The sequence below is a fragment of the Neobacillus bataviensis genome, assembly GCF_019969725.1.
The window spans coordinates 133536-157199 of sequence record NZ_JAHXYW010000001.1 but is presented as its reverse complement, the minus strand read 5'-3'; the positions used below and the strand labels follow the sequence as shown (position 1 = coordinate 157199).

Annotated in this window: 24 protein-coding genes, 1 pseudogene, 1 riboswitch and 1 other annotated feature; of the genes and pseudogenes, 20 read left to right on the top strand and 5 right to left on the bottom strand. The window is 36.6% G+C overall.

All coding sequences use genetic code 11. From position 1 onward, the window contains the following. Nucleotides 1–120: 120 nt before the first annotated feature. Both LC455_RS00810 and LC455_RS00805 read left to right on the top strand, forming a co-directional pair. Nucleotides 121–1020, top strand: coding sequence for an AraC family transcriptional regulator (locus tag LC455_RS00810; protein WP_223588639.1), 900 nt, complete (start codon nt 121–123; stop codon nt 1018–1020). After that, nucleotides 1021–1824: a metallophosphoesterase gene (locus LC455_RS00805; protein WP_223587667.1), complete on the top strand. Its 804-nt coding sequence runs from the start codon at nt 1021–1023 to the stop codon at nt 1822–1824. It abuts the gene before it with no gap. A gap of 41 nt (nt 1825–1865) precedes the next feature. Here the strand turns inward: LC455_RS00805 and LC455_RS00800 are convergent, their stop codons facing one another. Beyond that, a complete protein-coding gene (locus tag LC455_RS00800) occupies nt 1866–2366 on the bottom strand; it encodes a hypothetical protein (RefSeq protein WP_223587666.1) in 501 nt (166 codons plus the stop codon). 190 nt (nt 2367–2556) lie between these two features. On the opposite strand from LC455_RS00800, the gene LC455_RS00795 reads away from it, so the two are divergent. The 5 genes from LC455_RS00795 to LC455_RS00775 all read left to right on the top strand — a co-directional run bounded on the left by LC455_RS00795 (nt 2557) and on the right by LC455_RS00775 (nt 8291). Beyond that, nucleotides 2557–3321, top strand: coding sequence for a GGDEF domain-containing protein (locus tag LC455_RS00795; RefSeq protein WP_223587665.1), 765 nt, complete (start codon nt 2557–2559; stop codon nt 3319–3321). Between the two features lie 528 nt (nt 3322–3849). Next, nucleotides 3850–6450, top strand: coding sequence for a phosphoenolpyruvate synthase (ppsA, locus tag LC455_RS00790; protein ID WP_223587664.1), 2601 nt, complete (start codon nt 3850–3852; stop codon nt 6448–6450). A 186-nt stretch (nt 6451–6636) separates the two neighbouring features. Further along, a complete protein-coding gene (locus LC455_RS00785; protein ID WP_223587663.1) occupies nt 6637–7044 on the top strand; it encodes a hypothetical protein in 408 nt (135 codons plus the stop codon). A gap of 45 nt (nt 7045–7089) precedes the next feature. Next, nucleotides 7090–7920: a sugar nucleotide-binding protein gene (locus tag LC455_RS00780; RefSeq protein ID WP_223587662.1), complete on the top strand. Its 831-nt coding sequence runs from the start codon at nt 7090–7092 to the stop codon at nt 7918–7920. Nucleotides 7921–8090: 170 nt separating this feature from the next. Continuing rightward, entirely contained in the window at nt 8091–8291 is a 201-nt protein-coding gene (locus LC455_RS00775) for a cold-shock protein (RefSeq protein ID WP_223587661.1), read from the top strand. A gap of 232 nt (nt 8292–8523) precedes the next feature. Here LC455_RS00775 and hcp read toward each other — a convergent pair whose 3' ends face one another. Then, nucleotides 8524–9822 carry a hydroxylamine reductase gene (hcp, locus tag LC455_RS00770; protein ID WP_223587660.1) on the bottom strand — a complete coding sequence of 433 codons (1299 nt, stop codon included), beginning with the start codon at nt 9820–9822 and terminating at the stop codon, nt 8524–8526. 336 nt (nt 9823–10158) lie between these two features. Further along, nucleotides 10159–10432: a binding site (T-box leader), on the top strand. A 64-nt stretch (nt 10433–10496) separates the two neighbouring features. Here hcp and metG point away from each other — a divergent pair. Further along, entirely contained in the window at nt 10497–12134 is a 1638-nt protein-coding gene (metG, locus tag LC455_RS00765) for a methionine--tRNA ligase (protein WP_223587659.1), read from the top strand. 44 nt (nt 12135–12178) lie between these two features. Here metG and LC455_RS00760 read toward each other — a convergent pair whose 3' ends face one another. Continuing rightward, nucleotides 12179–13072: a DMT family transporter gene (locus LC455_RS00760; RefSeq protein WP_223587658.1), complete on the bottom strand. Its 894-nt coding sequence runs from the start codon at nt 13070–13072 to the stop codon at nt 12179–12181. 376 nt (nt 13073–13448) lie between these two features. Between LC455_RS00760 and LC455_RS00755 the strand changes: the two genes are divergently transcribed. From LC455_RS00755 to LC455_RS00730, 6 genes and pseudogenes are all read left to right on the top strand, one after another. After that, nucleotides 13449–13976 carry a dihydrofolate reductase family protein gene (locus LC455_RS00755; RefSeq protein ID WP_223587657.1) on the top strand — a complete coding sequence of 176 codons (528 nt, stop codon included), beginning with the start codon at nt 13449–13451 and terminating at the stop codon, nt 13974–13976. Between the two features lie 263 nt (nt 13977–14239). Further along, nucleotides 14240–14584: a PadR family transcriptional regulator gene (locus LC455_RS00750; protein ID WP_223587656.1), complete on the top strand. Its 345-nt coding sequence runs from the start codon at nt 14240–14242 to the stop codon at nt 14582–14584. Continuing rightward, on the top strand, nt 14581–14922 hold the full coding sequence (locus LC455_RS00745; RefSeq protein ID WP_223587655.1) for a DUF1048 domain-containing protein: 342 nt from the start codon (nt 14581–14583) through the stop codon (nt 14920–14922). Before LC455_RS00750 ends, LC455_RS00745 begins: the two co-directional genes overlap by 4 nt. 59 nt (nt 14923–14981) lie before the next feature. Further along, nucleotides 14982–15071, top strand: a pseudogene (locus LC455_RS00740) (DUF1048 domain-containing protein); the annotation flags it as partial. A 201-nt stretch (nt 15072–15272) separates the two neighbouring features. Beyond that, nucleotides 15273–16034 (top strand): ABC transporter ATP-binding protein, encoded by a 762-nt coding sequence (locus LC455_RS00735; protein WP_223587654.1) that lies wholly within the window; start codon nt 15273–15275, stop codon nt 16032–16034. Next, nucleotides 16035–16784, top strand: coding sequence for an ABC transporter permease (locus LC455_RS00730; RefSeq protein WP_223587653.1), 750 nt, complete (start codon nt 16035–16037; stop codon nt 16782–16784). A 94-nt stretch (nt 16785–16878) separates the two neighbouring features. Here LC455_RS00730 and LC455_RS00725 read toward each other — a convergent pair whose 3' ends face one another. Beyond that, the gene (locus LC455_RS00725) at nt 16879–17499 is read right to left on the bottom strand and encodes an isochorismatase family cysteine hydrolase (protein ID WP_223587652.1); all 621 of its coding nucleotides are present in this window, start codon (nt 17497–17499) and stop codon (nt 16879–16881) included. A gap of 266 nt (nt 17500–17765) precedes the next feature. On the opposite strand from LC455_RS00725, the gene LC455_RS00720 reads away from it, so the two are divergent. The 6 genes from LC455_RS00720 to LC455_RS00695 all read left to right on the top strand — a co-directional run bounded on the left by LC455_RS00720 (nt 17766) and on the right by LC455_RS00695 (nt 22503). Further along, on the top strand, nt 17766–18683 hold the full coding sequence (locus LC455_RS00720; RefSeq protein WP_223587651.1) for a Gfo/Idh/MocA family protein: 918 nt from the start codon (nt 17766–17768) through the stop codon (nt 18681–18683). A gap of 298 nt (nt 18684–18981) precedes the next feature. Continuing rightward, complete coding sequence (locus LC455_RS00715; RefSeq protein ID WP_223587650.1) at nt 18982–19812, top strand: alpha/beta hydrolase; 831 nt, start codon at nt 18982–18984, stop codon at nt 19810–19812. A gap of 153 nt (nt 19813–19965) precedes the next feature. Then, on the top strand, nt 19966–21153 hold the full coding sequence (locus LC455_RS00710) for an ATP-grasp domain-containing protein (RefSeq protein WP_223587649.1): 1188 nt from the start codon (nt 19966–19968) through the stop codon (nt 21151–21153). 17 nt (nt 21154–21170) lie between these two features. Next, the gene (locus LC455_RS00705) at nt 21171–21911 is read left to right on the top strand and encodes an esterase family protein (RefSeq protein WP_223587648.1); all 741 of its coding nucleotides are present in this window, start codon (nt 21171–21173) and stop codon (nt 21909–21911) included. Nucleotides 21912–22231: 320 nt separating this feature from the next. Then, entirely contained in the window at nt 22232–22354 is a 123-nt protein-coding gene (locus LC455_RS00700) for a YjcZ family sporulation protein (RefSeq protein ID WP_223587647.1), read from the top strand. Nucleotides 22355–22413: 59 nt separating this feature from the next. Then, entirely contained in the window at nt 22414–22503 is a 90-nt protein-coding gene (locus LC455_RS00695; protein WP_223587646.1) for a YjcZ family sporulation protein, read from the top strand. Between the two features lie 125 nt (nt 22504–22628). On the opposite strand, the gene LC455_RS00690 is transcribed toward LC455_RS00695, so the two are convergent. After that, the gene (locus LC455_RS00690; RefSeq protein WP_223587645.1) at nt 22629–23261 is read right to left on the bottom strand and encodes an MOSC domain-containing protein; all 633 of its coding nucleotides are present in this window, start codon (nt 23259–23261) and stop codon (nt 22629–22631) included. Between the two features lie 234 nt (nt 23262–23495). Further along, nucleotides 23496–23599, top strand: a riboswitch (SAM riboswitch). Nucleotides 23600–23664 lie beyond the last annotated feature (65 nt).

Genomic DNA, 23664 nt, shown 5'->3' with positions numbered 1-23664 from the left:
ATTCTCCACCTTCAAATATAAAAATAGTGTTATAATATCTTAAATAATAAGTGGAAAACCTCTTAAATAATACTCAAATTGAATGAAAAAATATAATTATATTGAGGCGGTAGTGTGCAAATTAAAGATTTTATGGTGGACCAAAGTTTAAAAGAATTAACTGAACATCGTACAGTTGTGCTGCCGATTGCTTGTTACGAAACAACGATTAACCAAAATGTAAATGGATATATACCACTTCATTGGCATATTGAATTTCAGTTTGTTCTCATTGTAAAAGGAGAAGCCATTTTTCAAGTAAATGAAGAAAATATTACTGTGCGGGAAGGCGAGGGTCTATTTATAAATAGTGGATGCCTGCACATGGCAAAGGATAAGAATATTTCGGGATGTACCTATATTTGTTTAAATGTTTCCCCAAGTTTCGTTTTATCACAAGAACTTTATTCAACCTATGTAAACCCTTATATTCAGGCGACTAATATACCTTTTTTACTCTTAGTGCCAAAGAAGCTTTGGGCGAATAATATTTTGGACTCTATGATGAAAATCAATCAATTGATAAAAGAAAATCCTCCATTCTATGAAATCGACATCAGCATTCATCTAACATTAATTTGGAAGAACTTAATTATTAATGGTATTGAATTAGAGTACGAGCAGACGGAAATGGTAAAGAGTCAACGAATGAAGCAGATGATAGATTGGATCCACCTGCATTTTCCTGAGAAAATCCTTTTAGACGATATTGCACGAGCTGGGCAATTAAGTCGTTCGGAGTGCTGTCGATACTTCAAACGAATTTTAAAGAAAACTCCTCTGAATTACGTTACCGATTTTCGAATTCAAAAAAGTTTAGTTTTATTGCAACAACCAGATTCCAGTGTCACAGATGTTGCCTATCAAGTAGGATTTAACAGCACAAGCTATTTCATTGATAAATTCCGAAAAGCGATGAACATGACACCATTGGCATACAAAAACAGGAATATTCATAAAAATTTGAGCGGGAGTGATTGAATGAGAATTGCGGTTTTGTCCGATATTCATGAAGGTTTAAATCGTAAAAATACAAAGTCTGATATAATGGCAACGTTAAAAAAATGGATCGCACTCCATTCACCGGAAGTGTTTATCATTAGCGGCGATATGACTGCTGGCCCTGAAAAAAGTCTTGACCTGTTAAATCAACTACAAAGTGAATATCCACAAACCAGGATATTATTTGTACATGGAAACCACGATATATACCATGAAGATTCTGAATTAGCTTATCAAACACTACTTGAGTTTCAAGGGAACCTTGGAAATGGTCCAGTCAAATTAGATGAAAATTGGGTTATTATTGGCGATGGAGGCTGGTATGATTACACCTTTGGAATAGAAGGATATACCAAAGAACAATTCCAAACTGGTACTTTTAATGACTTTACGTGGCCAGATAAAACAAATGCTCATTGGACGAGGAATGATTATGAAGTAACTGAACGATATATTACAAGAATAGAGAACTGGTTAAGCGAATATCGCGGAAGAAATATCATTATGGTAACACATTTCGTTCCCTGCTCACAGTTTGTATTATGTAAGAATGATCCTAGTTGGGACTTTTTCAATGCGATGATGGGCAGTTCACGATTCGAGGAATTGGCCATGAAATATGGAGTTGAAAAATATATTTTTGGTCATATTCATTCCAGATACCATGGTAAATATAAGGGAATAGAAATGATATGCAATCCATTAGGTTACTATCCACATGAATGGAACTTTAAATCTGTGGAGGAGGAAATATTCTCGTGCATCAAAGTAATTACAATTTAAAAGGTTCTTTTATACTAACTATGATCCCAACCAGGAATTTTCTATAATAACCTCAAACACAATACTATAATTCTATATGGAGTGGTTTGGGCGGGGATACTTTTTGTGGATGGCCCATAGATAACAATGAGATCTCTGTTCGCAGGGATACTTGTAAAGGATTGCCCATTTGTTAAAACCATTTGAGTGTATGGAGAAATATTTAATCGTAATCGTCCATCACTACTTATTAACTGACTATTAAAATAATCTACTTTAACATTCTGATATGGACTATCTTTTACCATGACAAGTGCTTGATATTGTGGTGGGTAAATAAGTGGAGCAGGTGCATTTCCGTCATAATATCCAGTCACACGATCTCCTGCTGCCACCATTACATGGTCTACAAAATAAGTGCTCGGTGACACCACGAAATTTACTATTGCTCCCATTTCGTTTACGACAGATATTAATTTATTACAGCCATCTCCTTCACTATTATGCCCAACAAGATCAGTAATCATGGTGACGGTCCCATGAAAAGAATAAAATTTTGTCATGCTTAAACCTCCTATGCACATGAACTTACTTTGTGTACCATATGTAGGTTAATACCTAGTTGACTGTGTGTATGCCCATATAAATAAAGATAAGAAAATGTTTGTAGATTAATAGTATGTGAGCTATTACCAGTAAACTACATTTGAAGTAGTAAATTAGATTTAGTAATCTGTTAAGAGGATTATTAAAATGGGGATGTATTATTTGAGAACAGGAAGAAATAAATATATAAAATGGTCATATAAAATAGTTTTTATCTTAATTGGCTTATTGGTAATAAAGATTACTGAATTTAACATCTTATATAGTGTTATTCACTGGTTATGGAAAATACCTATGGGTGGAATAGAAGCGCTCATTGGCACCATTATTACTACAATGCTTTTTACGCCATTTCTCTTTATTGTTATGAAACAAAGAATCAGATTAGAGAGAGCAGAAGAAAAATATAAAGCTTTATCCTATTTTGACCCATTGACTGGATTGTCAAATCGGAGATATTTTGAAGAAATATTAACCGGTTCACTGATTGATCTAAGAAGGGGAAGACAAGCTGGTGTAGTCATTTTTCTTGATTTTGATGGATTTAAACATGTAAATGACAATTATGGGCATGAAATTGGTGATCTTTTATTAATCGAAATGGGAGATCGACTATTAAACTGTTTACGTAAAGAGGATACAGTTTCACGCTTTGCGGGAGATGAATTCCTGGTTTTTTTACCAAAGATTGATAAACCTTCGGCCCCAAAAATTGTTAATAGAATCATTGAAGAGATTAACAAACCTTTTAACATAAAAAATATTCAGATTTACACTTCAACAAGTATTGGTTTGGCCTTTTTTCCAGAACATGGAACAGATGCGATCAGCTTAATTAGAAATGCAGATAAAGCTATGTATAAAGCTAAATTGCAAGGAAAAAACACTTTTGTAATGTTTGAGGGGGAATGAGGTCGAAAACCATTTCCTCTTTAAACTTACGGTATTGTCAGTTAATCACTACCGCCTAAGGGCGGTTTTTTCTTTTTAACATAAATGTCAGAGCTATTTTTAATGGTATAATTCCATTTATAAAAAATACACATTATTCGAGGTTATCAATGAAGGTATACACACTAAAAAGGCAATTCAATGGCTATAAAAAAGGAACACAATTTTACTTAATTACTGAATCAGAATTTATTGGGGTTAAAGAGTTTGTATTGAGAACGAAAGATTTGACAAATAGTATATCAATCAATGAAAGTGAACTTCTTAAGAATTTTATTTTCATAAAGGAAATCTTTTTTATTGAATGAAAGGCATGCTTTCGAGAGGATGAACCGGGGAATCAGATTACTGTATTGTAAGGACCAGGCTATTTTTTTCAAACTCTCCCTAATTTAATTATAGCATATAAAAAATGGTCAAAATAGACTTTTTATTCTCAATTACTACTGCTAAAATCAATAGAACCTTACTGGTTAGGAGAGATGTAGAATGAGTTCTTTGGTTCTCGGTTTTCAGGAAATGGATAAACCGCAGCTTTTGCTGGTTGGCGGAAAAGGGTTAAATTTAGGGGAATTATCAAAAATTGAAGGAATACAAGTACCAGAAGGATTTTGTGTTACAACAGTGGGATACCAAAAAGCCATCGAACAAAACGAAACATATCAGGCTTTGTTGGATCAACTAACGCTGCTAAAAGTACAGGAGCGAGAACAAATTGGTGAAATCAGCCGGAAGATTCGAAAAACCATTATGGAAGTAGAAATACCTTCCGATGTTGTGAAAGAAGTTACACACTATCTCTCCCATCTCGGTGATGAACATGCTTATGCAGTGCGTTCTAGTGCGACTGCTGAAGATTTACCACATGCCTCTTTTGCTGGTCAACAAGACACTTATTTAAATATCATCGGAAAAGAAGCCATCTTGCAGCATATAAGCAAATGTTGGGCTTCTCTATTTACGGACCGCGCGGTAATCTACCGTATGCAAAATGGATTTGACCACAGACAAGTTTATTTATCCGTTATCGTTCAAAGTATGGTTTTCCCACAGGCGTCAGGGATTTTATTTACCTCTGATCCGATTACTTCTAATCGAAAGCTGCTATCAATCGATGCCAGTTTTGGACTTGGTGAAGCACTGGTTTCTGGCTTAGTATCTGCGGATTGTTATAAAGTACAAGAAGATAAAATCGTTGATAAGAGGATTGCAACCAAAAAAATAGCTATCTATGGATTAAAAGAAGGCGGTACAGAGACTGTGCAGATTGATCCTGATCAGCAAAAGACTCAAACACTTACTGAACATCAAATTTTACAACTGGCACGTATCGGTAGACAGATTGAAGCTTATTTTGGCTGTCCGCAAGATATCGAATGGTGTTTGGTTGATGATACCTTTTATATTGTCCAAAGTCGGCCAATCACTACGCTTTTCCCGATCCCAGAAGCGAATGATCAAGAAAATCACGTATATATATCTGTCGGTCATCAACAAATGATGACCGACCCTATAAAACCACTGGGATTGTCTTTTTACCTGCTAACGACTCCTGCACCTATGCGTAAAGCTGGCGGAAGGTTGTTTGTTGATATCACACATAGGCTGGCTTCAACTGACAGCAGAAAAATGTTATTAAATGCCATGGGCCAACACGACCCGCTCATGAAAGATGCACTCATGACCATAATAGAGCGAGGAGATTTTATTAAATCGTTAGCAAATGATCAAAAAGCACCGAGTCCCAGCGGAAGCCATACAAATATGCTCGCAGAAATCGACAGCGATCCGGCCATCGTTGCTGATTTGATCAAGAGTACTCAAGCATCAATAGAAGAGTTAAAACAAAACATCCAAACGAAATCAGGATTGGATTTATTTCATTTTATTCTTGAAGATATCCAGGAATTAAAGAAGATATTATTTAATCCACAGAGTTCGCGTGTGTTTATGGCAGCTATGGATGCTTCATCATGGATCAATGAAAAAATAAATAAGTGGTTAGGTGAAAAAAACGTTGCAGACACACTATCACAATCTGTACCAAACAATATTACTTCAGAAATGGGTCTGGCGTTATTGGATGTAGCAGATGTGATTCGTCCTTATCCGGAAGTAATTAATTATTTACAACATGTAAAAGATGATAACTTTTTGGATGAACTGGTTAAGTTTGAAGGTGGACAAAAAACCCGAGACGCGATCTATACTTATCTCAACAAATACGGAATGCGATGTAGTGGAGAAATTGATCTTACTAAAACTCGTTGGACTGAAAAACCAATTACACTTCTTCCCATGATTCTGGGTAACATCAAAAACTTTGAACCTAATGCCAGCAAACGGAAATTTGAACAAGGTTTACAGGAAGCTTTGAAAAAAGAACAGGACGTATTAGAGCGATTGAAGCAATTACCGGATGGTGAACAAAAAGCCAAAGAAACAAAACGCATGATCGACCTAGTCCGAAATTTCATCGGTTACCGTGAATATCCAAAATACGGCATGGTTAGTCGCTATTTCGTTTATAAACTGGCTTTACTAAAAGAAGCCGAACAACTCGCACAAAAGGGCCTTATTCAAGAAAAAGAAGATATATACTATCTCACTTTTGAAGAACTTCACGAAGCAGCACGCACAAATAAACTGGATTACCAAATCATCAAAAAAAGAAAAGAGGAGTACAAATTATATGAAAAACTTACTCCTCCACGTGTGATCACGTCTGATGGTGAAATCGTTACAGGGGAGTACAACCGTGAAAATCTCCCTCCTGAAGCTATTGTAGGTCTGCCTGTTTCTTCCGGAGTGATAGAGGGAAGGGCACGTGTCATCTTAAACATGGAAGATGCTGATCTAGAAGATGGAGATATATTAGTCACTGCCTTTACTGACCCTAGCTGGACACCTTTGTTTGTATCGATAAAAGGCTTAGTCACCGAAGTTGGTGGACTGATGACCCATGGAGCAGTAATCGCACGTGAATATGGCTTACCAGCAGTTGTTGGAGTAGAAAATGCTACCAAACTGATAAAAGATGGGCAACGCATTCGGGTGCATGGAACAGAAGGGTATATCACAATATTGTAATTGGATTCTGACAAAAATAGCGAAAGCGATTGTTCACGGAACAGTCGCTTCTTTCTATTTTTTCAAATGGGAATTTTTAGTAATTAATAATTCAATTAATATAGAAGGCGTGTATTAGGCACGCCAATATAAAAGCGGGATACTTTTTCTAATCACTCGTATACTCAAAGAGAGGGGTGAAGGAGTATGGTGAGACGAAAAAACAAACAAAATTCCAATAGAAAAAAGAATAAAATTAATATTATTTCGATAATTGTTGTTGTTATCATTATCATTATTTGTATTTCTTTGTTGCTTAGAGAAATGGGTGTTTCAGAGGATGTTGTTTTTGGAATCTTAGGGCTGCTTCTCGGCGGTATAGGTTACCATCAAGGAAGGACAGGAAGAGATAAACAAAAGGAGTCCAATAGAAAAAAGAATAAAATTACTATAATATCGATTGTTGTTGTTGTAATCATTATTTGTATTTGTTTGTTGCTTGGAGAGTTAGGTGTTTCTGAGGATGTTGTTTTTGGTTTCTTAGGACTTGTATTCTATGTAGCAGGCTATCATCAAGGAAAGACTGGAAGAGGTAAACACAAGGAGATTCCTTGAAATTTAAAGTTGATTCTTTATAAAAAGTTTGTCGAAGGGGGAAATATGATGCAAAAGATACTAATTCTTGGTGCAAGCGGGCTTGTAGGCAGAGCTTTAATTGATGAATTGAAATATGATTTTGACCTGTACGGAACATATTCTTCTAAGTTAACTAGTCTTCCTATTGATAAGCAGTTCCAATTAGAAGTACAGCATCTCGATAAACTAAAAATAATAACAAATTCAATTAAACCCAACATAGTGATTTCGTGCCTTAGAGGAGAGTTTGATCGGCAACTTGAGTTTCATAAGAAATTGGCTATGGATTTGCAAAATAAAAGTACCCGTGTTTATTACTTTTCAACCACTAATGTTTTTGATGGAGACTTTTCTAAATCCCATTCAGAAATAGATATACCTATTGCTGAATCAGATTACGGGAACTTCAAAATTAAATGTGAAAATATACTTAAAGAAGCTTTGGATGAGCGAGTAATAATCATCCGGATTCCAGCGATATGGGGTATGGATTCACCGAGATGGAACTTAATTAAAGATAGTATAAAAAATAATAAAGTGATAGATGTGTACAGCAATCTCATATGTAACAATCTTTTAGATGTTTTGTTAGCAAAACAACTACGATTTATGATTGAAAGTAATTTAAAAGGGATTTTTCACTTAGGAGCAACGGATATGATGTCTCAGGGGGAATTTTTTGAAGAAATTCTAAGTAACCTCGTAAGTAAAAAAGACATATTACGATATAGCTTATATCAGAATAAAGTCGATACTTTTTATTTTAGCTTAATTTCAAATCGTAATGATATTCCTAGCTCTCTACAAAGTACGAATCAAGAGATTATTTCATACCTGTTAGAAAATGGTAAGTAAGATATGAAATTATTGCACTTAACTGGTCAAAAGATTGTAAACTTGAAAACGCTTTTAATTAGTGATATTCTTTAATAAATATTTTTGTTCGGTGTTTTTCTTCTAGATGATCACTAAGAGCAAGGATAGTAATATATTGTGTGTTTAACACACTAGGAGGCAAATGAAAAATGGAAAATGGTAAAGTAAAATGGTTTAACAGCGAAAAAGGCTTCGGATTCATCGAGCGTGAAGGTGGAGAAGATGTATTTGTTCACTTCTCAGCTATCCAAGGAGAAGGCTTCAAAACTCTTGAAGAAGGTCAATCCGTTACTTTTGACGTTGAGCAAGGTAACCGTGGACCTCAAGCGGCTAACGTTCGTAAAGCTTAATTCAAAAACAAAAAAACAGACTCCACTTTGGAGTCTGTTTTTTAATGCTTAAAAAAAAGACCCCACCTTAGAATGGGTGGGGAAACGGTAAATCAAATGGTAAACAAAGTGTAACATATTAATATTGAAAAACCTAATTCGCGGGTTCGGGTTTTCTTATTCGACTAAACCTTTACTCTAATGTGGGTGGTTTCAGCCTCAACCTTTTTTCCGTTTTAACCATGTTTTGCGGTTAAGATTTTGAAAGTTGAAGCATTTCCTGTATATCCTCTTGGGCTGTACCGATTAATTTTAAATTAAATGTGTCTTGGAGAACGTTCATTACACCTTCAGAAATGAATTCAGGTGGTTTTGGTCCGATTCTGACATCTTTAATACCTAAACTGAACAACCCTAAAAGAATGGCGACTGCTTTTTGTTCAAACCAAGAAAGCACGATGCTGACAGGAAGTTCATTAATCTCACATTCAAAAGCCTCTGCAAGCCCTTTAGCAATTTTAATGGTTGAAACCGAGTTATTACATTGACCTAAATCAATATACCGTGGAATATCTGTACCAGGTACAGTTCCATAATCAACATCATTAAAACGGAATTTTCCGCACGATGTTGTAAGGATCACTGTCTCAGGAGGCAGGGATGTTGCAAGCTCACGGTAGTATTCTCCGCCTTTACCAGGTGCATCGCAACCAGCAATAACGAAAAATCTTTTAATTTTTCCTTCTTTAACAGCTGCAATAACTTCTGGTGCTAAACCTAAAACTGTTTCATGATGGAATCCGGTTAATAGTGTTTCATCTGAATCGATATTGGCTTCAGGTAGTTCCAATGCTCTTTCGATTAATGGTGAAAAATCATCATTAACAATTTTTTGGACATTTTCTAAACCGGCTACTTCATAACTAAACATGCGATCTGCATAAGTTCCTTTTATAGGCATTACACAGTTGGTAGTCGCTAAAATAGCTCCAGGGAATTTTTCAAAAAGGCGGCGTTGATCGTACCAAGCCTTCCCGATATTTCCTTTTAAATGCGAATATTTTTTCAATACCGGATAACCATGAGCTGGAAGCATTTCAGAATGGGTATAGATATTGATACCTTTTCCTTCCGTCTGCTTTAATAATTCTTCTAAAGCAAAAAGATTGTGACCAGTTACAACAATACATTTACCTTCAATTTTATTTTGGCTTACTCGAATCGGTTGCGGAATTCCAAGTCTACTTGTGTGTGCTTCATCTAGTAACTCCATAACACGCACTGCCGATTGACCAACTTTCATCGCCATATCGATATGCTCTTGTAAGTTAAAGTTTGAATTTGTCAGTGTCAAATAAAGGGCTTCGTGTGTAGTTGCATCTACGAAATGATCTGTGAATCCCAGCTGGTTAGCGTGAGTACGATAGGCAGCAATACCCTTTAATCCAAAAATAATTGTATCTTGTAAACTTGCAATCGTTTCATCTTTTCCACAAACACCGATTACATTACAGCCTCCGGTTGGAGTTTGCTCACATTGATAACAAAACATTTTTTTCCCTCTTTCCATTTTTGTCAATTTTTCAGATAAGAAACTTTCTCTTTTTTGGTGTGAATGATTGAATAGTGTCAAAAGTAATATACATATAATCAACTTGGTTACATGGCTATTATAAATTCGTTAATTTTGAATTTGGAGTTCTTCATGAAACAGTTCACAAACAAGTCAAAAAGATTTGAACACTTCGTGACAAGAAAGAGCTGATGATCCGGCCGCCATTTTGGTGGTTTTTCAAGTAAAAATGAAAAGATTTAACATTTTAAATATAAAAATTATTTCATATTGACTCTTGGGAAATTTTTGAATAAACTATTGTTAAATTATTTAATAAAGGCAATGAAGAGAAAAAGTAAAATGTTATTGTTTTTCACCAGAGAGCTTCGGTAGCTGAAAAGAAGCAAAAACATTCATTTGAACAATGGTCTCTGAGCTTCGGACTGAACGTACTTTAGAATTAGTAGGTTACGACGGGATTTGGCACTCGTTATCAATGTCACAGTTTAAGAGTAGCTTTTAATACTCCGTACTTGTTGAGGCAAATGGTGTGAACTATTTGCAAATTAAGGTGGTACCGCGTGGAAATTCAAACCTCGCCCTTAACTATTACAGTTAAGGCGAGGTTTTTTTGTTTTTAAAATGATATTTTTATTAGGAGGTTTTAATCAATGAGTATTTTTATTGGTGGGGCATGGGCTTATGCGAACGGCTCATTACATTTAGGTCATATTTCAAGTTTGTTGCCTGGCGACATTCTAGCGAGATATTACCGTTTAAAGGGAGAAAAAGTTTTGTATGTTTCAGGAAGCGATTGTAATGGAACACCGATTACAGTTAGAGCAAAACAAGAAGGTGTTTCTCCAAAAGTGATTGCAGACCGTTATCACAAAGAATTCGAAGATTGTTTTTCAAGATTAGGATTCTCATACGATACTTATACAAGAACTGACACTGACCATCACCATAAAATCGTTCAAGAGATATTTTTAAAGTTACTTGAGAAAGGGCTGATTTACAAAAAAGAAATCGAACAAACCTATTGTGAACATTGTCAACAGTTTTTACCTGATCGTTATGTTGAAGGAATTTGTCCTTTTTGTAAAGAGCCTTCGCGCGGCGATCAATGTGACAATTGTTCAACGATTTTAGAACCACTTGAATTACTTGAAAGAAAATGCAAAATTTGCGGAAACGAACCTACTACAAGATTGACTGAGCATTTTTACTTTTCGTTAAGCTCATTCCAAAATGTTTTGGAAAACTATACTCAAGAAGCAGAAGACAATAATAACCTATGGAGGGAAAATGCCATTTCTCTTACGAAACGCTACTTAAAGGAAGGTTTGCAAGATAGGGCCGTTTCAAGGGATTTGCCTATTGGGGTTAGTGTTCCAGTTGCTGGATATGAAGATAAGAAGATCTATGTTTGGATTGAGGCTGTATCAGGATACTACACTGCAAGCAAGCTATGGGCAAAGGAAACAGCTAGCGATGATTCAACATTTTGGGATTCCTCCACTCAATCCTATTATGTTCACGGGAAAGACAATATCCCTTTCCATTCCATAATCTGGGCTGGAATTCTTGCTGGTCTTGGAAAAGAACCATTACCATCGCATATCGTTTCAAACGAGTATTTGACTTTGGAAAAGAAAAAATTATCTACAAGTAAAAATTGGGCTGTTTGGGTTCCAGATATTCTAGAAAGGTATGAACCAGATTCCATTCGGTATTTCTTAACAATCAACGCACCAGAGAACCGAGATGCTGATTTTTCTTGGAAAGAGTTTATATACAGTCATAATAGTGAGTTATTAGGGGCTTATGGAAACTTTGTTAATCGGACATTAAAATTTATTGAAAAGTCATTTGACGGTGCTATTCCTGAAAAGGACATAACTTCGAATATTCAAGATAAAGTTAATAGCTTATACAAGGAAGTAGGTCATTGCATTGAAACTGCTGCCTTCAAACTAGGATTGGAAAAAGTATTTGAAACTGTTAGATTTTCGAACAAATACTTTGATGAACAACAACCATGGAAACAAATAAAGGATGATGCCGAGTCTTGCAAACAAACGCTGGCGAACTGTGTTTATCTAATTGCAAATATAGCTCATATCCTTACGCCATTTCTTCCTTTTTCAAGCAGAAAAGTCAAGGAAATGATAAACACAACAGAAACGGAATGGAGAGCGTTTTTGGTTAAGTCACAGTATTTGTCAAATGTTGAACCGTTGTTCGAACGAATTGACCCAGAAAAAATTCATGAAGAAATTGAAAGATTATACCACCAGTCTGTTTAAATACAAAACAGTGGGAGATCGAATGCTTCCCACTGTTCATTTCTTTATTTAGCTGTTTTATTCAATAATGGTTTTAATAATTTCACGGATTGATTTTCGCTTACAAAAGTGGAACCTAAAAGCAATGCCCCACCAAACATTTGTATAATAGTCATTTGTTCTTGTAAGATTACCCCTGAAATTAGTATAGCAACAAAGGGATCCACGTAGCTTAGCATAGCAATACTTTGTCCCTTTAACTTCTGCATACCTGAGAAAAATAACCAAAATCCAAGACCAGTGTTCATAATCCCTAACAGTATGATGAAGGGAATGGATGAACTTGATACTTCCAAGATACCGAATCCTTCCGTAACAAGCACATAGGGCAAAAGAAGTAAAGCTGTTGTACCAAGTTGGATGATCGTAATCTCTAACTTGGCTAAGTTTTGAATAAATTTATTCAATAACATTAATGCAGCGTAAAATGCAGCTGCTACTAACCCAAAAAAGATCCCAAGTAGATCATCTTTTTCAGATGCACTTATTCCATTTCCAACAATCAATAACATACCTACTATCGAAACACCAATACAAACAATCTTTTTGATAGTTAATTGTTCTTTGAGAATAATTGGTGAGAGAATCATAACAAACACAGGTGCAAAGTAATAGGCTAAGGTTGCGTTAGTGACTGTTGTATAATCGTACGATTGATACAGGAAAATCCAATTCCCGCCTAATGCAATCCCAGAAAGTAATAAAACGGAAGCATTAGCTTTCACTAATTTCCACGGAATGGATTTTCTCATCACAAAAAATACGAACATTAAAAATAGACATCCGATTGAACTACTTAGTAAGGCTGTTTCACTCGAAGATAAATCAATGTATCTTACAACTAAACCAATTGTACCGAAAATGATCATTGATAATATAAACTGAATGTTAGATTTCATCGTCTACTCCTTCGAATCTGCGAAACAGCTTATATTTTCGCAGATTCTTAATCTGTTTTTAATATAAGCTTATTCAATGCTGGTTCAACAGCTGGAGTAAACGGAGGTGGCGGTGATGCTGAAAATGGCTTCCAAGTGGATAAACTAATATTTGATAATGGCATAATAATCCCCCTATTTCGATTAGCATTTTGATTTTATCAATAATACTATATAGATGTTTGTTAGACTAAAGGATAGGAAAGTTGAATATCGTTAGCTAATGTTTTAATATTCACACTATTATAAACCACATATTATTAAACCATCAAGGGGAGATTTAAATGCCATTAAAATCACTAATTGTATTATCTGAAACAAAGGATTGGAGATGTACATGAATAAACAGCGTAACATTATTTTATATATTGGCACATCCATTGACGGCTATATTGCAAATGAGGATGGTACATTAGAATGGTTAGAATCAACTGAAGTAGAAGGAGATTCTGGCTACAATTCACTCCTAGAAAGAATTGACACGGTTATTATGGGTAAAGGAACTTATGATGTCGTACGTGGATTTGATATCGAATATCCTTATAGCAATTATAAAAATTATGTGTTTTCTAAATCTAGTAGTGGATCCGATGAATATGTTTCATTTATTGATGAAGATGTTAAAACTTTCATTCAAAATTTAAAACAAAAGCCTGGTAAGGATATATGGTTAATTGGTGGAGGAAATTTAGCTCGTGAATTTTTTAAGGAAAATTTAATTGATGAAATCCAACTAGCCATTGCCCCGATTATATTAGGGAAAGGAATTTCCCTTTATAACGGAGATGATATTACTCAAAAATACACATTAACCAAAGCAGAAAAATTAGGTCAGCTTGCGATGCTTCATTATATAAAAAAATAATTTTCATCGTCTTTCCCTTTGTTAGAAGGGGAAGATTTTTTCTTTTCAACTACATATTTTCTGAAACCCGTTCGAAAATAAATTTGATATAAACACCTATGAAGACGCAAAAACGGGCATTTTGATGAAAAGTTTTATTGACAAATGATGGTATTCGGTAATACTATATACTAGTAGTCAGTAATACTGAATATCAGCAACACAAAATACCTGTGTTACAGAGTACTAAAAATTATAAGTAAAATATAAATGGAGGTAAAAAATTGGAAAATATCACAGAAATGCTGAAAGGGGTGCTTGAGGGTTGTGTGCTTGAAATCATCAGCCGTGGCGAAACTTACGGCTATGAAATCACGCAACAGCTGCGAGAACTTGGCTTCACTGATGTGGTTGAAGGGACAGTTTATACGATTACCATGAGGCTTGAGAAAAACAATCTAGTGGACATCGAGAAAAAGCCATCCACTATGGGACCGCCGAGAAAATTTTACACACTTAACGCAGCAGGTCAAGAGCAGCTTGAAGTTTTTTGGAAAAAATGGGATTTCGTCTCAAGTAAAATTACTGAACTTAAAAATAAAATAAAATTAAAAGGAGAAATAATATGAGTATTTTTGAAAAAATTATTGGAAGTCTGGATGACAAGCGGGAATGGAAGGCGATGGAGGCGCGTGCGAAGGCACTTCCAAGTGAGTACCGCAACGCTTACAAAGCTATTCAAAAATATATGTGGACTGCTGGTGGCGGCCCCATCGACTGGAAGGACAGCAGCCGTATCTTTGGCGGCATTCTCGACCTCTTCGAGGAAGGTGCAGCGGAAGGCAAGAAAGTTACTGACCTCACGGGCGAAGACGTGGCGGCTTTCTGCGACGAGCTAGTGAAAGACGAGAAAACTTGGAGGGACAAATATCGCAAGAAGTTGAACGATACGATTGGTCGTGGCTAACGGCGAAATCCTAGTGGATTTTCGCCTAGTACCTGGCATCGACACTAACGACGCAAACCGTCACAGGGGACGACTTGGCTTCCTTTGCCCTCGAACTAGTGGCAAACGCTAAAATCAATGTCGACAAGTATCGTGAAGTTTTGGATTAGATTATCAGGATGCAATTTGGAAATAAGTAAAATCAATAGATAATTCCGACTGAATAGCTGGTTACAAATGTGATTGTGCCACCTTCACTATTCAGTTATATTTTTAATTAAGTAGTAAGTAATACAGATTATCAGTAAGACTGAGTAGTGAATTATAGACAATTTAGCGCCAAGCTACGATTTTAAAAAGGGGGATTAAGTATGAGCAATGCAGCGATTTCTGTAAAAGGGTTAAAAAAATCCTTTAAAGATAAGGAAGTCTTAAAGGGGGTGGATTTTGAGGTGCGGCGAGGCGAAATTTTCGCACTGCTGGGCTCAAATGGAGCGGGTAAGACGACGACGGTCAACATTCTGTCGACGCTGATGAAGCCCGATGACGGCGAAGTAGGTATTTGCGGCTTTGACATCCAGCGTCAACCAAATCATGTCCAACAGAGTATCAGCCTGACAGGGCAGTTCGCAGCTTTAGACGGCATGCTCACAGGAAGGGAAAACCTGATGATGATCGCCAAGTTACGGGGAGTTTCCAATCCCGCTCAAGTCGCCGACCATCTGCTTGCAAGATTCAGCCTCACCGATGCGGCAAACCGCCGGGCGGACAAATATTCCGGGGGGATGAAACGCCGGCTTGACCTCGCCATGAGCCTGATCGGTACCCCGGAAGTTATTTTTCTCGACGAACCGACGACAGGGCTTGACCCCGAAGCGCGGATTGAAGTTTGGGATACCGTCAAGGAGCTTGCCGACGGAGGCACGACCATCATGCTGACGACCCAGTACCTAGAGGAAGCCGAACAACTGGCGGACCGTATCGCCATCTTACATGGCGGAAAAATCATCACGACTGGTACCCTTACTGAACTCAAGGAGATGTTCCCGCCAGCGAAAGTGGAGTACATCGAGAAGCAGCCGACATTGGAGGAAATTTTCCTCGCAATCGTCGGCAAAAAGGAGGAGATGTAAATGAAAAGCAAAACAGGGGTTCTATTAGGGCGTTTGATGCTCAACATCATGCGAAGCCCCGATGCGATTATCACGGTGGCGATTACGCCGATTATGATGATGCTGCTGTTTGTCTATGTATTTGGCGGCGCTATAGAGACAGGTACGGACAACTACGTCAATTATTTATTGCCGGGAATTTTGCTAATGGCTATCGCATCCGGCGTCGCTTATACTTCCTTGCGGCTGTTTACGGATGTAAAGAGCGGGCTGATGGCGCGTTTCATTACCATGCCCATCAAGCGCTCATCGGTATTGTGGGCTCACGTGTTGACTTCGCTTGTTTCCAATGTGCTTACTGTCGTGGTGGTTATCCTCGTCGCGCTATTGATGGGCTTCCGTTCCAGCGCTGGTATCCTGGATTGGCTCGGGGTAGCTGGGATACTCGGGCTGTTTACGCTGGCACTGACATGGCTGGCGGTTATTCCTGGATTGAGAGCGGGGTCTATGGAAGGGGCGACAGCTTACTCGTACCCGCTGATTTTCCTGCCGTTTATAAGTTCGGCCTTTGTCCCCACCGAAACCATGCCTAAAATTGTTCGTGCGTTCGCTGAGAACCAGCCCGTGACTTCAATCGTAAATGCAATTCGTGGCCTGTTGTATGAAGGGTCTGTTGGCAACGGTATCTGGATCGCGCTTTCCTGGTGCGTTGGTATCATAATCATTGCTTACTTCATCGCCAGTAAAGAATTTAAACGCCAATTAGGGTAAGTACACCATTATGCGAAAGAACTTTAGGATTATAAAAAGGGCTGCTTTCACAAGCAACCCTTTTATACTTAACTCGAGGTACAGTGTTTTAATTTTATAATAGTGAGATCGCCTGTTGAGTTGACCATGTAGCACTGCTGAATGCATGATAATTTGTAACAGCTGCTTGAAAATCCCTCTCACTTATGGTGGCAGTGGCATCATAAACAACAGCTGTTTGGAATCCATTTTCGATTAAGTCTCTCATATGGGATTCTACACAAATGTTTGATAAGACACCTGCCAAAATCACCTTTTCTTTCCTATGCTGACGTAATTGGTAAACAAGGTCATTTGTCTGCGGACTGGCAATCTTATGGGCGGTCGCAATGACAGTTTGGTTAGATAAAATGTATGGCTTTAGTGAAGGAACCCAGTCGGCTCCAAAAGAAGTGTAGTCATTTTGTTTTTGATACATTCGAAGCTTTAGTAACATTTCTTGTTCAGCTCCAGTAAATTGCCAATTATAATCATGGGGATATAAATAATGAGGGGAGACAAAAAGTTGGTATCCTCTACTCATTGCTGTTCTTATTAGAATTTCAAGGTTACCCAGTGTGTTGTATTGTTCAATAATTTTTTTTGTTAGATGATATCCTTTACCTCCGGGGGACAGAAAGTCATTTTGTGGGTCCGTTATGACAATGGCTGTATTTGAGGGATTAGGTTTGAACATTCATTTTTCCTCCAATTCACATAAATTGGTATTCTTCCTTTTAAGATTCAGTTTTTCCTCTTGATGAATATATATTGATGGGGACTTGGACTCATTCTGTTTATTAATGGAGTATGGTATTAGTTCGATTTGCCTTTACTCAGGCCTATCATAAGTTTCGTAAATTTATGCAGTATTTGGGTTAAATTATTATTTGGGATAATTTAGAAAGTAGTTGTAAAATAGTCCATGGAACCAAAATCTATATAGGATAAAGGATGATTTATTTGTTGAAACCTAGAATTGGTATGGTAGGACTGGGTGGTATCGCTCAGAAAGCATATTTGCCTATTCTTTCAAAAGAAACAGATTGGACATTTGTAGGTGCATTTTCTCCCAATAGAGAGAAAAGAAAGGTAATCTGCAATCGGTATCGTATACAAGATTTTGGTAGTTTACCAGCATTGGCTCAAGAGTGTGATGCAATGTTTGTACACAGCTCTACTGAATCTCATTATGAAGTGGTTTCAGAACTACTTCATAAAGGGATAGATGTATATGTTGATAAACCATTGGCAACTTCCATCTCAGATGCAGAAAAATTAGTCGAATTAAGTGAGAAGATGAAAAGAAAATTAATGGTTGGTTTTAATCGCCGTTTTGCCCCAATGTATGTGAAAGTAAAGGAAAGAGCGAATAATATAGCTTGGCTTCGATTTGAAAAGCACAGAACGGACAGTTTAGGACCTTATTCTTATGAGTTCACCATGTTAGATGATTACCTTCACTTAGTCGATACAGCGCGTTGGCTGGGGGATGGAGGTCTTAATGTACAGTATGGAAAAATTCATACGAACGATGAAAATCAACTTTTATATGCACAGCATATGTATGAATCCTCTCAAAGTAAATCTATTACCACAGCCATGCATAGAAAAGCAGGGACAAATTTAGAACAACTAGAACTGGTAGCAGATGGAGCAATTATTCGTGTAAAAAACATGAATACAACTGAAATAGAAGAAGAAAATGCTGTAACTACCACATTCTCTTCATCATGGGAAACAATTTTAAAACAACGAGGCTTTGAAGATGCTGTACAGCATTTTATGTATTGTATTCAAAATGATACTCAACCCTTTGTTGATGGATTAGAAGGCTTAAAGTCTCAATTAATTGTAGATCAATTACTAAAACAAAAATAGTATCGATAAAACCCCATTTCTCAATTTTAATACTGAGAAATGGGGTTTTATTATATTTACTTAAAGTGCAAAATAACTCCTTTAGATGAAACTTTTCACAAGAGGTGGAAAAACAAGGGGAAATTTGGAGCACCTATCTAACGGATTGGAGAAGTATTTTTAAGGTACCGCTTGTTGTTTTGTTGATCGTGGCGCTTAACGTACTTCCATCTGCCAATGCATGGATCAATATTTTTATTGTGAACATTAGATTTATTCAGTATATTTAATATAATATCAAAGGAGCGAGGAAGGTAAAATGAATCAATCCTATTTTTATTTAAAACTAGAAACACACCAATTACATATGTCTTATAAAAATGAAGTACGTCGCGTGCGTGTTTTATTGCCGAAAAATTATGATAAAGAAGAGGATATAAATTATCCAGTTGTCTATATGCATGATGGACAAAATGTTTTCTACAGTAGTGAATCTTATAGCGGGTTTTCATGGAAAGTTATTCCCGCAATTAAACAAAACCCCGATTTACCGAAGATGATTGTTGTTGGAATAGATAACGCTGGACAAGATCGAATTAATGAATATACGCCTTGGAAAATTACTGAAAGCCCTCTTCCTGAAGATATTGAACTAGGCGGCAGAGGCGCGGAGTTTGCTGAGTTTGTTATGACAGTCGTGAAGCCGTTTATCGATAAGCATTACCGAACTAAATCGGATAAATATCATACAGCGATGATTGGCAGTTCACTTGGAGGAAATATTTCGGCTTTTATGGGTATTGAATATAAAGATCAAATTGGTGGTTTAGGCATTTTTTCTTTAGCCAATTGGATTACGAGTAAAGCCTTTGACAGGTATATTGATAGAGAAGAACTGGATCCTGAACAACGCGTGTACATTCAAGTTGGGACTCAGGAAGGCGATGATGCCGATCGACAATTGATGTATGGTAATATGAAGCAGGCATATATCGATTGCTCGCTTAAGTATTATAAACAACTGATAAAAGGCTCTGTTCCAATTGATAGCATTCGTTTAAATATTTTTGCGGATGAAGAACATGATGAAAAAGCTTGGGCAAAACACCTGCCAGAATGTTTACGTTTCTTAAGTGAGAAGTGGTCTTGAATAAACTGAATAATATATTTACTGTATTAGATCATGTGAGGAATCTATCACTTTTTTAATATTTTTGGAATTTTAGATTGATTTTAAATTAAAATAACTGTACCTTAGTTGTGAAAATAATGAATTTTTTGATTCTGAGAGAGGAGCTTTTTTATGAATTATATTTTGATATCACCATATTATCCAAGTAATTTTCAGTCATTTGCTCATCGTTTAAAAGACTCAGGTGTCAATGTTTTAGGAATTGGCGAAGAGCCATATGACCAATTAGGTTCCAAATTACAAAACTCTTTAACAGAATATTATCGTGTGACTAATTTAGAAGATGTAGATGAAGTGAAACGTGCTGTTGCATTTTTATTTTATAAACATGGTCCAATTGACCGCATTGAATCCAATAACGAATACTGGTTAGAACTTGATGCACAGTTGCGTGAGCAATTTAACGTGTACGGCAATAAAACGAATGACTTGAAAAAAGTTAAGTATAAATCTGAAATGAAGAAGCTGTTTAAAAAAGCAGGAGTGCCTGTTGTAGAAGGAAGAGTCGTTAAAACGAAAAAGGAGTTATCTAAGGCCATTGATGAATTAGGACTGCCAGTTATCGCTAAACCGGATAATGGAGTTGGATCAGCTGCAACCTTTAAATTAAGTTCAGAAGAGGATGTACGTCATTTTGAAGAAGAATGGGGAGAAGCACAAGTATACTTCTTAGAACCATATGTCGAAGGAGGCGTGCTTTGTACATTTGATGGTTTAGTAGATCAGAAAGGGAACATTGTTTTCCAAACAAGTTTTACATATAATGTGCCAACTCTGGAACTCGTTAAGGGTCAGTTGGATTTAGCTTATGTGATTCAAAAAGAAATTGATCCAAAGCTCGAAACTTATGGAAAGGCGATTGTGAAAGCTTTTGGCATGAAAGAACGCTTTTTCCATATTGAGTTTTTTAAATTAGAAGATGGGGATTATGTTGCACTTGAATATAATAACCGCTTGGCTGGCGGCTACACGGTTGATATGTACAATTTCGCGTACTCCATTGATTTATTTGCTCAGTATGCTTCTCTTGTGACAGGAGGAGAATTTAAGGAGCCCGATGCCGAAAACCAGTTTTGTGTCGGTATAACACAGCGTGATGCGTATGAGTATAAACATGATACGAATGCTATTACTGAACGATTTGGCGAGGGTGTGAAGTTTGAACAGCGCATGCCAGAAGCGTTTGCGGAACTCCAAGGAAATCAATTTTATGCCATTAATGCAGATTCGCAAGAAGAAGTGGATGAGATTATCCGTTTTGTACATGAACGAAAAAATTGCAGCATTGTAAACGTATAGGGATAGGAGATTTTTTTATGCATATAGAACAGTTAAATCATTGGAGTGGCGAATTAGGACGTGAAATGCTGTTGAACAGATATGGACACAGTGGCATGCCTATCGTAGTTTTTCCTTCATCTGGAGGGACGCATACTGAATACTATGATTTTGGAATGATTGATGCGTGTCATGAATTTATTGAATCCGGAAAAGTTCAGTTTTTTACGTTAGCTAGTATAGATAGCGAAAGCTGGCTGCACGACTCAAAACCGGCGCATGACCGTGCATTAGCCCACGCGGCATATGACCGTTATGTGATTTCAGAAGCTATTCCTTTTATTAAGCATAAAACAGGTTGGTTTGATCCAATGATGACAACAGGGTGTAGTATGGGGGCATATCATGCGTTGAACTTTTTCCTGAGACATCCGGATGTCTTCCAAACAACCGTTGCACTTAGCGGTATTTACGATGCGCGTTACTTTTTTGGAGATTACGGAAATGATCCTCTTGTTTACGAAAATTCTCCGAAAGATTACATATGGAATCAAAATGACGGCTGGTTTATTGATCGATATCGTTCGGCAGATATCATTATTTGTACCGGGCTGGGTGATTGGGAACAGGATGGGCTTCCTTCATACTTTACATTAAAAGAAGCCTTTGAAGAAAAACAAATTCCAGCGTTGTTTGATGAGTGGGGCGAAGATGTTTCGCATGATTGGATTTGGTGGCGACACCAAATGCCATATTATTTAGGAAAATTACTTTCATAAAATGTCAAAAAACATCAGCACGGTAGTCGCTGGTGTTTTTTTATAGGCTATTGTGAAATGGGAATGGAAGCTATCACACCATTCCTATTTTTTATTCTGTTTTAATAGATTTTTGAATGTATGTACTTGCTAATAGAGACCACCAGCATATTTGTCATTTCCTTGTAACATCCTAAAGAGCTTTTGCGTATAATGCTGACGTGTCTTTATTTTTATAGGCAAATTGCTTATTTTATCTTATTAACTGATGCTAATCCAAGCTAACCTTATCTTAACTAAAATAATACAAATTTGAGTTCTTCCAAAAGGTGGTGAGTAATATGTTTGGTTACGGCTGGGGCGGTAATTGCTACGGTGGCGGCCTTTACGGAGGCAGTTCTTTTGTTTTAATCGTAGTATTGTTCATCCTTTTAATTATTGTTGGAGCATCTATGACTTATTAATAAACCAATACCAATACACGTTCTAGCGGGAGAAAACATTATGCTGGAGGTGTTATAAAATGAGCGGTGGATATGGGAGTGGTTTCGCGTTAATCGTAGTATTGTTCATTCTTCTTATCATTATTGGTGCATCATTTATGTGCTATTAATTTGGAATAAGAGAAATTAACCTAGAAAAAGGCCCTCTTATGGGGCTGTTGACAAACAAATAAAAAATTAAAACCTAGCTTTTTTGGCTAGGTTTTAGTGTTATCCACCGTTTTCGAAAAGAGAATCATAGCAATTTTAAAAATCTATTCCTCCATTCCTCTGAAAGAGCATCAACTGTCAATATTTTTTCAATTGATGCTTTATCTTGTTTTTGATGGAAAAGAATTTTTGTAGCAAAAGAAACGGATATTTCTTTTGAGTGTTTTTCCACAAGATTTATTTCCGAATCGAACTTAATTGTACCCTCTTCCAATACCCGAAAAAAGTAGCCCGTTAGAGTCGTTTCAACCACTTTATTTAAAAGTTGTTTTTCTTCATTATAATTGGAGATAGTTACACAAGGAACCCTCCCTTGTGTTATTTGTAGAATAGTATCCTCTATTTTATATATGTCACCAATACAAACCTGTTCTTCCGTCATCCCTGTTGCAGTAATATTTTCCCCAAAAGCAGGTAGAATAAGCTTTTTTTGAAATACCTCTTCCCAATAAGAGTAATGCTCGAATGGATACAAACATACTGCACGGTCTGGTCCCCCGTGAAATTGGTGATTTGCAACATCATCACCAACAATACCAGTTTTTTTCACCTCAAGGGCTTCAACAGTGGATTTTCCTATTCCAGTAAGTTCTATTTTATTGTTCCAATTATATTCCTTTGGTTTTCCAACAGCTAAATTAATAATTTTTCGAACCAATTTGAATTTACCTCACTTCTACAAAACCCCAAAAATTAAAATGCTAATATAAATTGTATTATACAAATGTCATTTGAAAAGGTACAATTTTAAAAAAAACATTGGGGTCAGGAAAAGGTTAACATTCCATTTATATTGTGAAGAACATTTCGGGTTTAGAAATATTTTATTGACAATTTGATAAATTTAAACTATTATCACATTAGTTAATTAAAAATTGAATGTACATTTTTCTTCTTATCCAGAGAGGTGGAGGGACTGGCCCTTTGAAGCCTCGGCAGCAGGTTCTTATGAATACTGTGCCAATTCCATCAAGCACATCGCTTGAAAGATGAGAAGAGAGTAATAAAACTCTCTTCTTAGGAGGAGAGTTTTTATTTTATAGACAAATCCTACTTAAATA

Coding starts and splice junctions, on each gene's coding strand:
- metG (WP_223587659.1), top strand. CDS start 10,497: ATGAGTATTTTTATTGGTGGGGCATGGGCTTATGCGAACGGCTCATTA.
- LC455_RS00805 (WP_223587667.1), top strand. CDS start 1,021: ATGAGAATTGCGGTTTTGTCCGATATTCATGAAGGTTTAAATCGTAAA.
- LC455_RS00775 (WP_223587661.1), top strand. CDS start 8,091: ATGGAAAATGGTAAAGTAAAATGGTTTAACAGCGAAAAAGGCTTCGGA.
- LC455_RS00695 (WP_223587646.1), top strand. CDS start 22,414: ATGAGCGGTGGATATGGGAGTGGTTTCGCGTTAATCGTAGTATTGTTC.
- ppsA (WP_223587664.1), top strand. CDS start 3,850: ATGAGTTCTTTGGTTCTCGGTTTTCAGGAAATGGATAAACCGCAGCTT.
- LC455_RS00705 (WP_223587648.1), top strand. CDS start 21,171: ATGCATATAGAACAGTTAAATCATTGGAGTGGCGAATTAGGACGTGAA.
- LC455_RS00780 (WP_223587662.1), top strand. CDS start 7,090: ATGATGCAAAAGATACTAATTCTTGGTGCAAGCGGGCTTGTAGGCAGA.
- LC455_RS00700 (WP_223587647.1), top strand. CDS start 22,232: ATGTTTGGTTACGGCTGGGGCGGTAATTGCTACGGTGGCGGCCTTTAC.
- LC455_RS00745 (WP_223587655.1), top strand. CDS start 14,581: ATGAGTATTTTTGAAAAAATTATTGGAAGTCTGGATGACAAGCGGGAA.
- LC455_RS00760 (WP_223587658.1), bottom strand. CDS start 13,072: ATGAAATCTAACATTCAGTTTATATTATCAATGATCATTTTCGGTACA.
- LC455_RS00785 (WP_223587663.1), top strand. CDS start 6,637: ATGGTGAGACGAAAAAACAAACAAAATTCCAATAGAAAAAAGAATAAA.
- LC455_RS00715 (WP_223587650.1), top strand. CDS start 18,982: ATGAATCAATCCTATTTTTATTTAAAACTAGAAACACACCAATTACAT.
- LC455_RS00710 (WP_223587649.1), top strand. CDS start 19,966: ATGAATTATATTTTGATATCACCATATTATCCAAGTAATTTTCAGTCA.
- LC455_RS00735 (WP_223587654.1), top strand. CDS start 15,273: ATGAGCAATGCAGCGATTTCTGTAAAAGGGTTAAAAAAATCCTTTAAA.
- LC455_RS00800 (WP_223587666.1), bottom strand. CDS start 2,366: ATGACAAAATTTTATTCTTTTCATGGGACCGTCACCATGATTACTGAT.
- LC455_RS00795 (WP_223587665.1), top strand. CDS start 2,557: ATGGGGATGTATTATTTGAGAACAGGAAGAAATAAATATATAAAATGG.
- hcp (WP_223587660.1), bottom strand. CDS start 9,822: ATGTTTTGTTATCAATGTGAGCAAACTCCAACCGGAGGCTGTAATGTA.
- LC455_RS00725 (WP_223587652.1), bottom strand. CDS start 17,499: ATGTTCAAACCTAATCCCTCAAATACAGCCATTGTCATAACGGACCCA.
- LC455_RS00755 (WP_223587657.1), top strand. CDS start 13,449: ATGAATAAACAGCGTAACATTATTTTATATATTGGCACATCCATTGAC.
- LC455_RS00730 (WP_223587653.1), top strand. CDS start 16,035: ATGAAAAGCAAAACAGGGGTTCTATTAGGGCGTTTGATGCTCAACATC.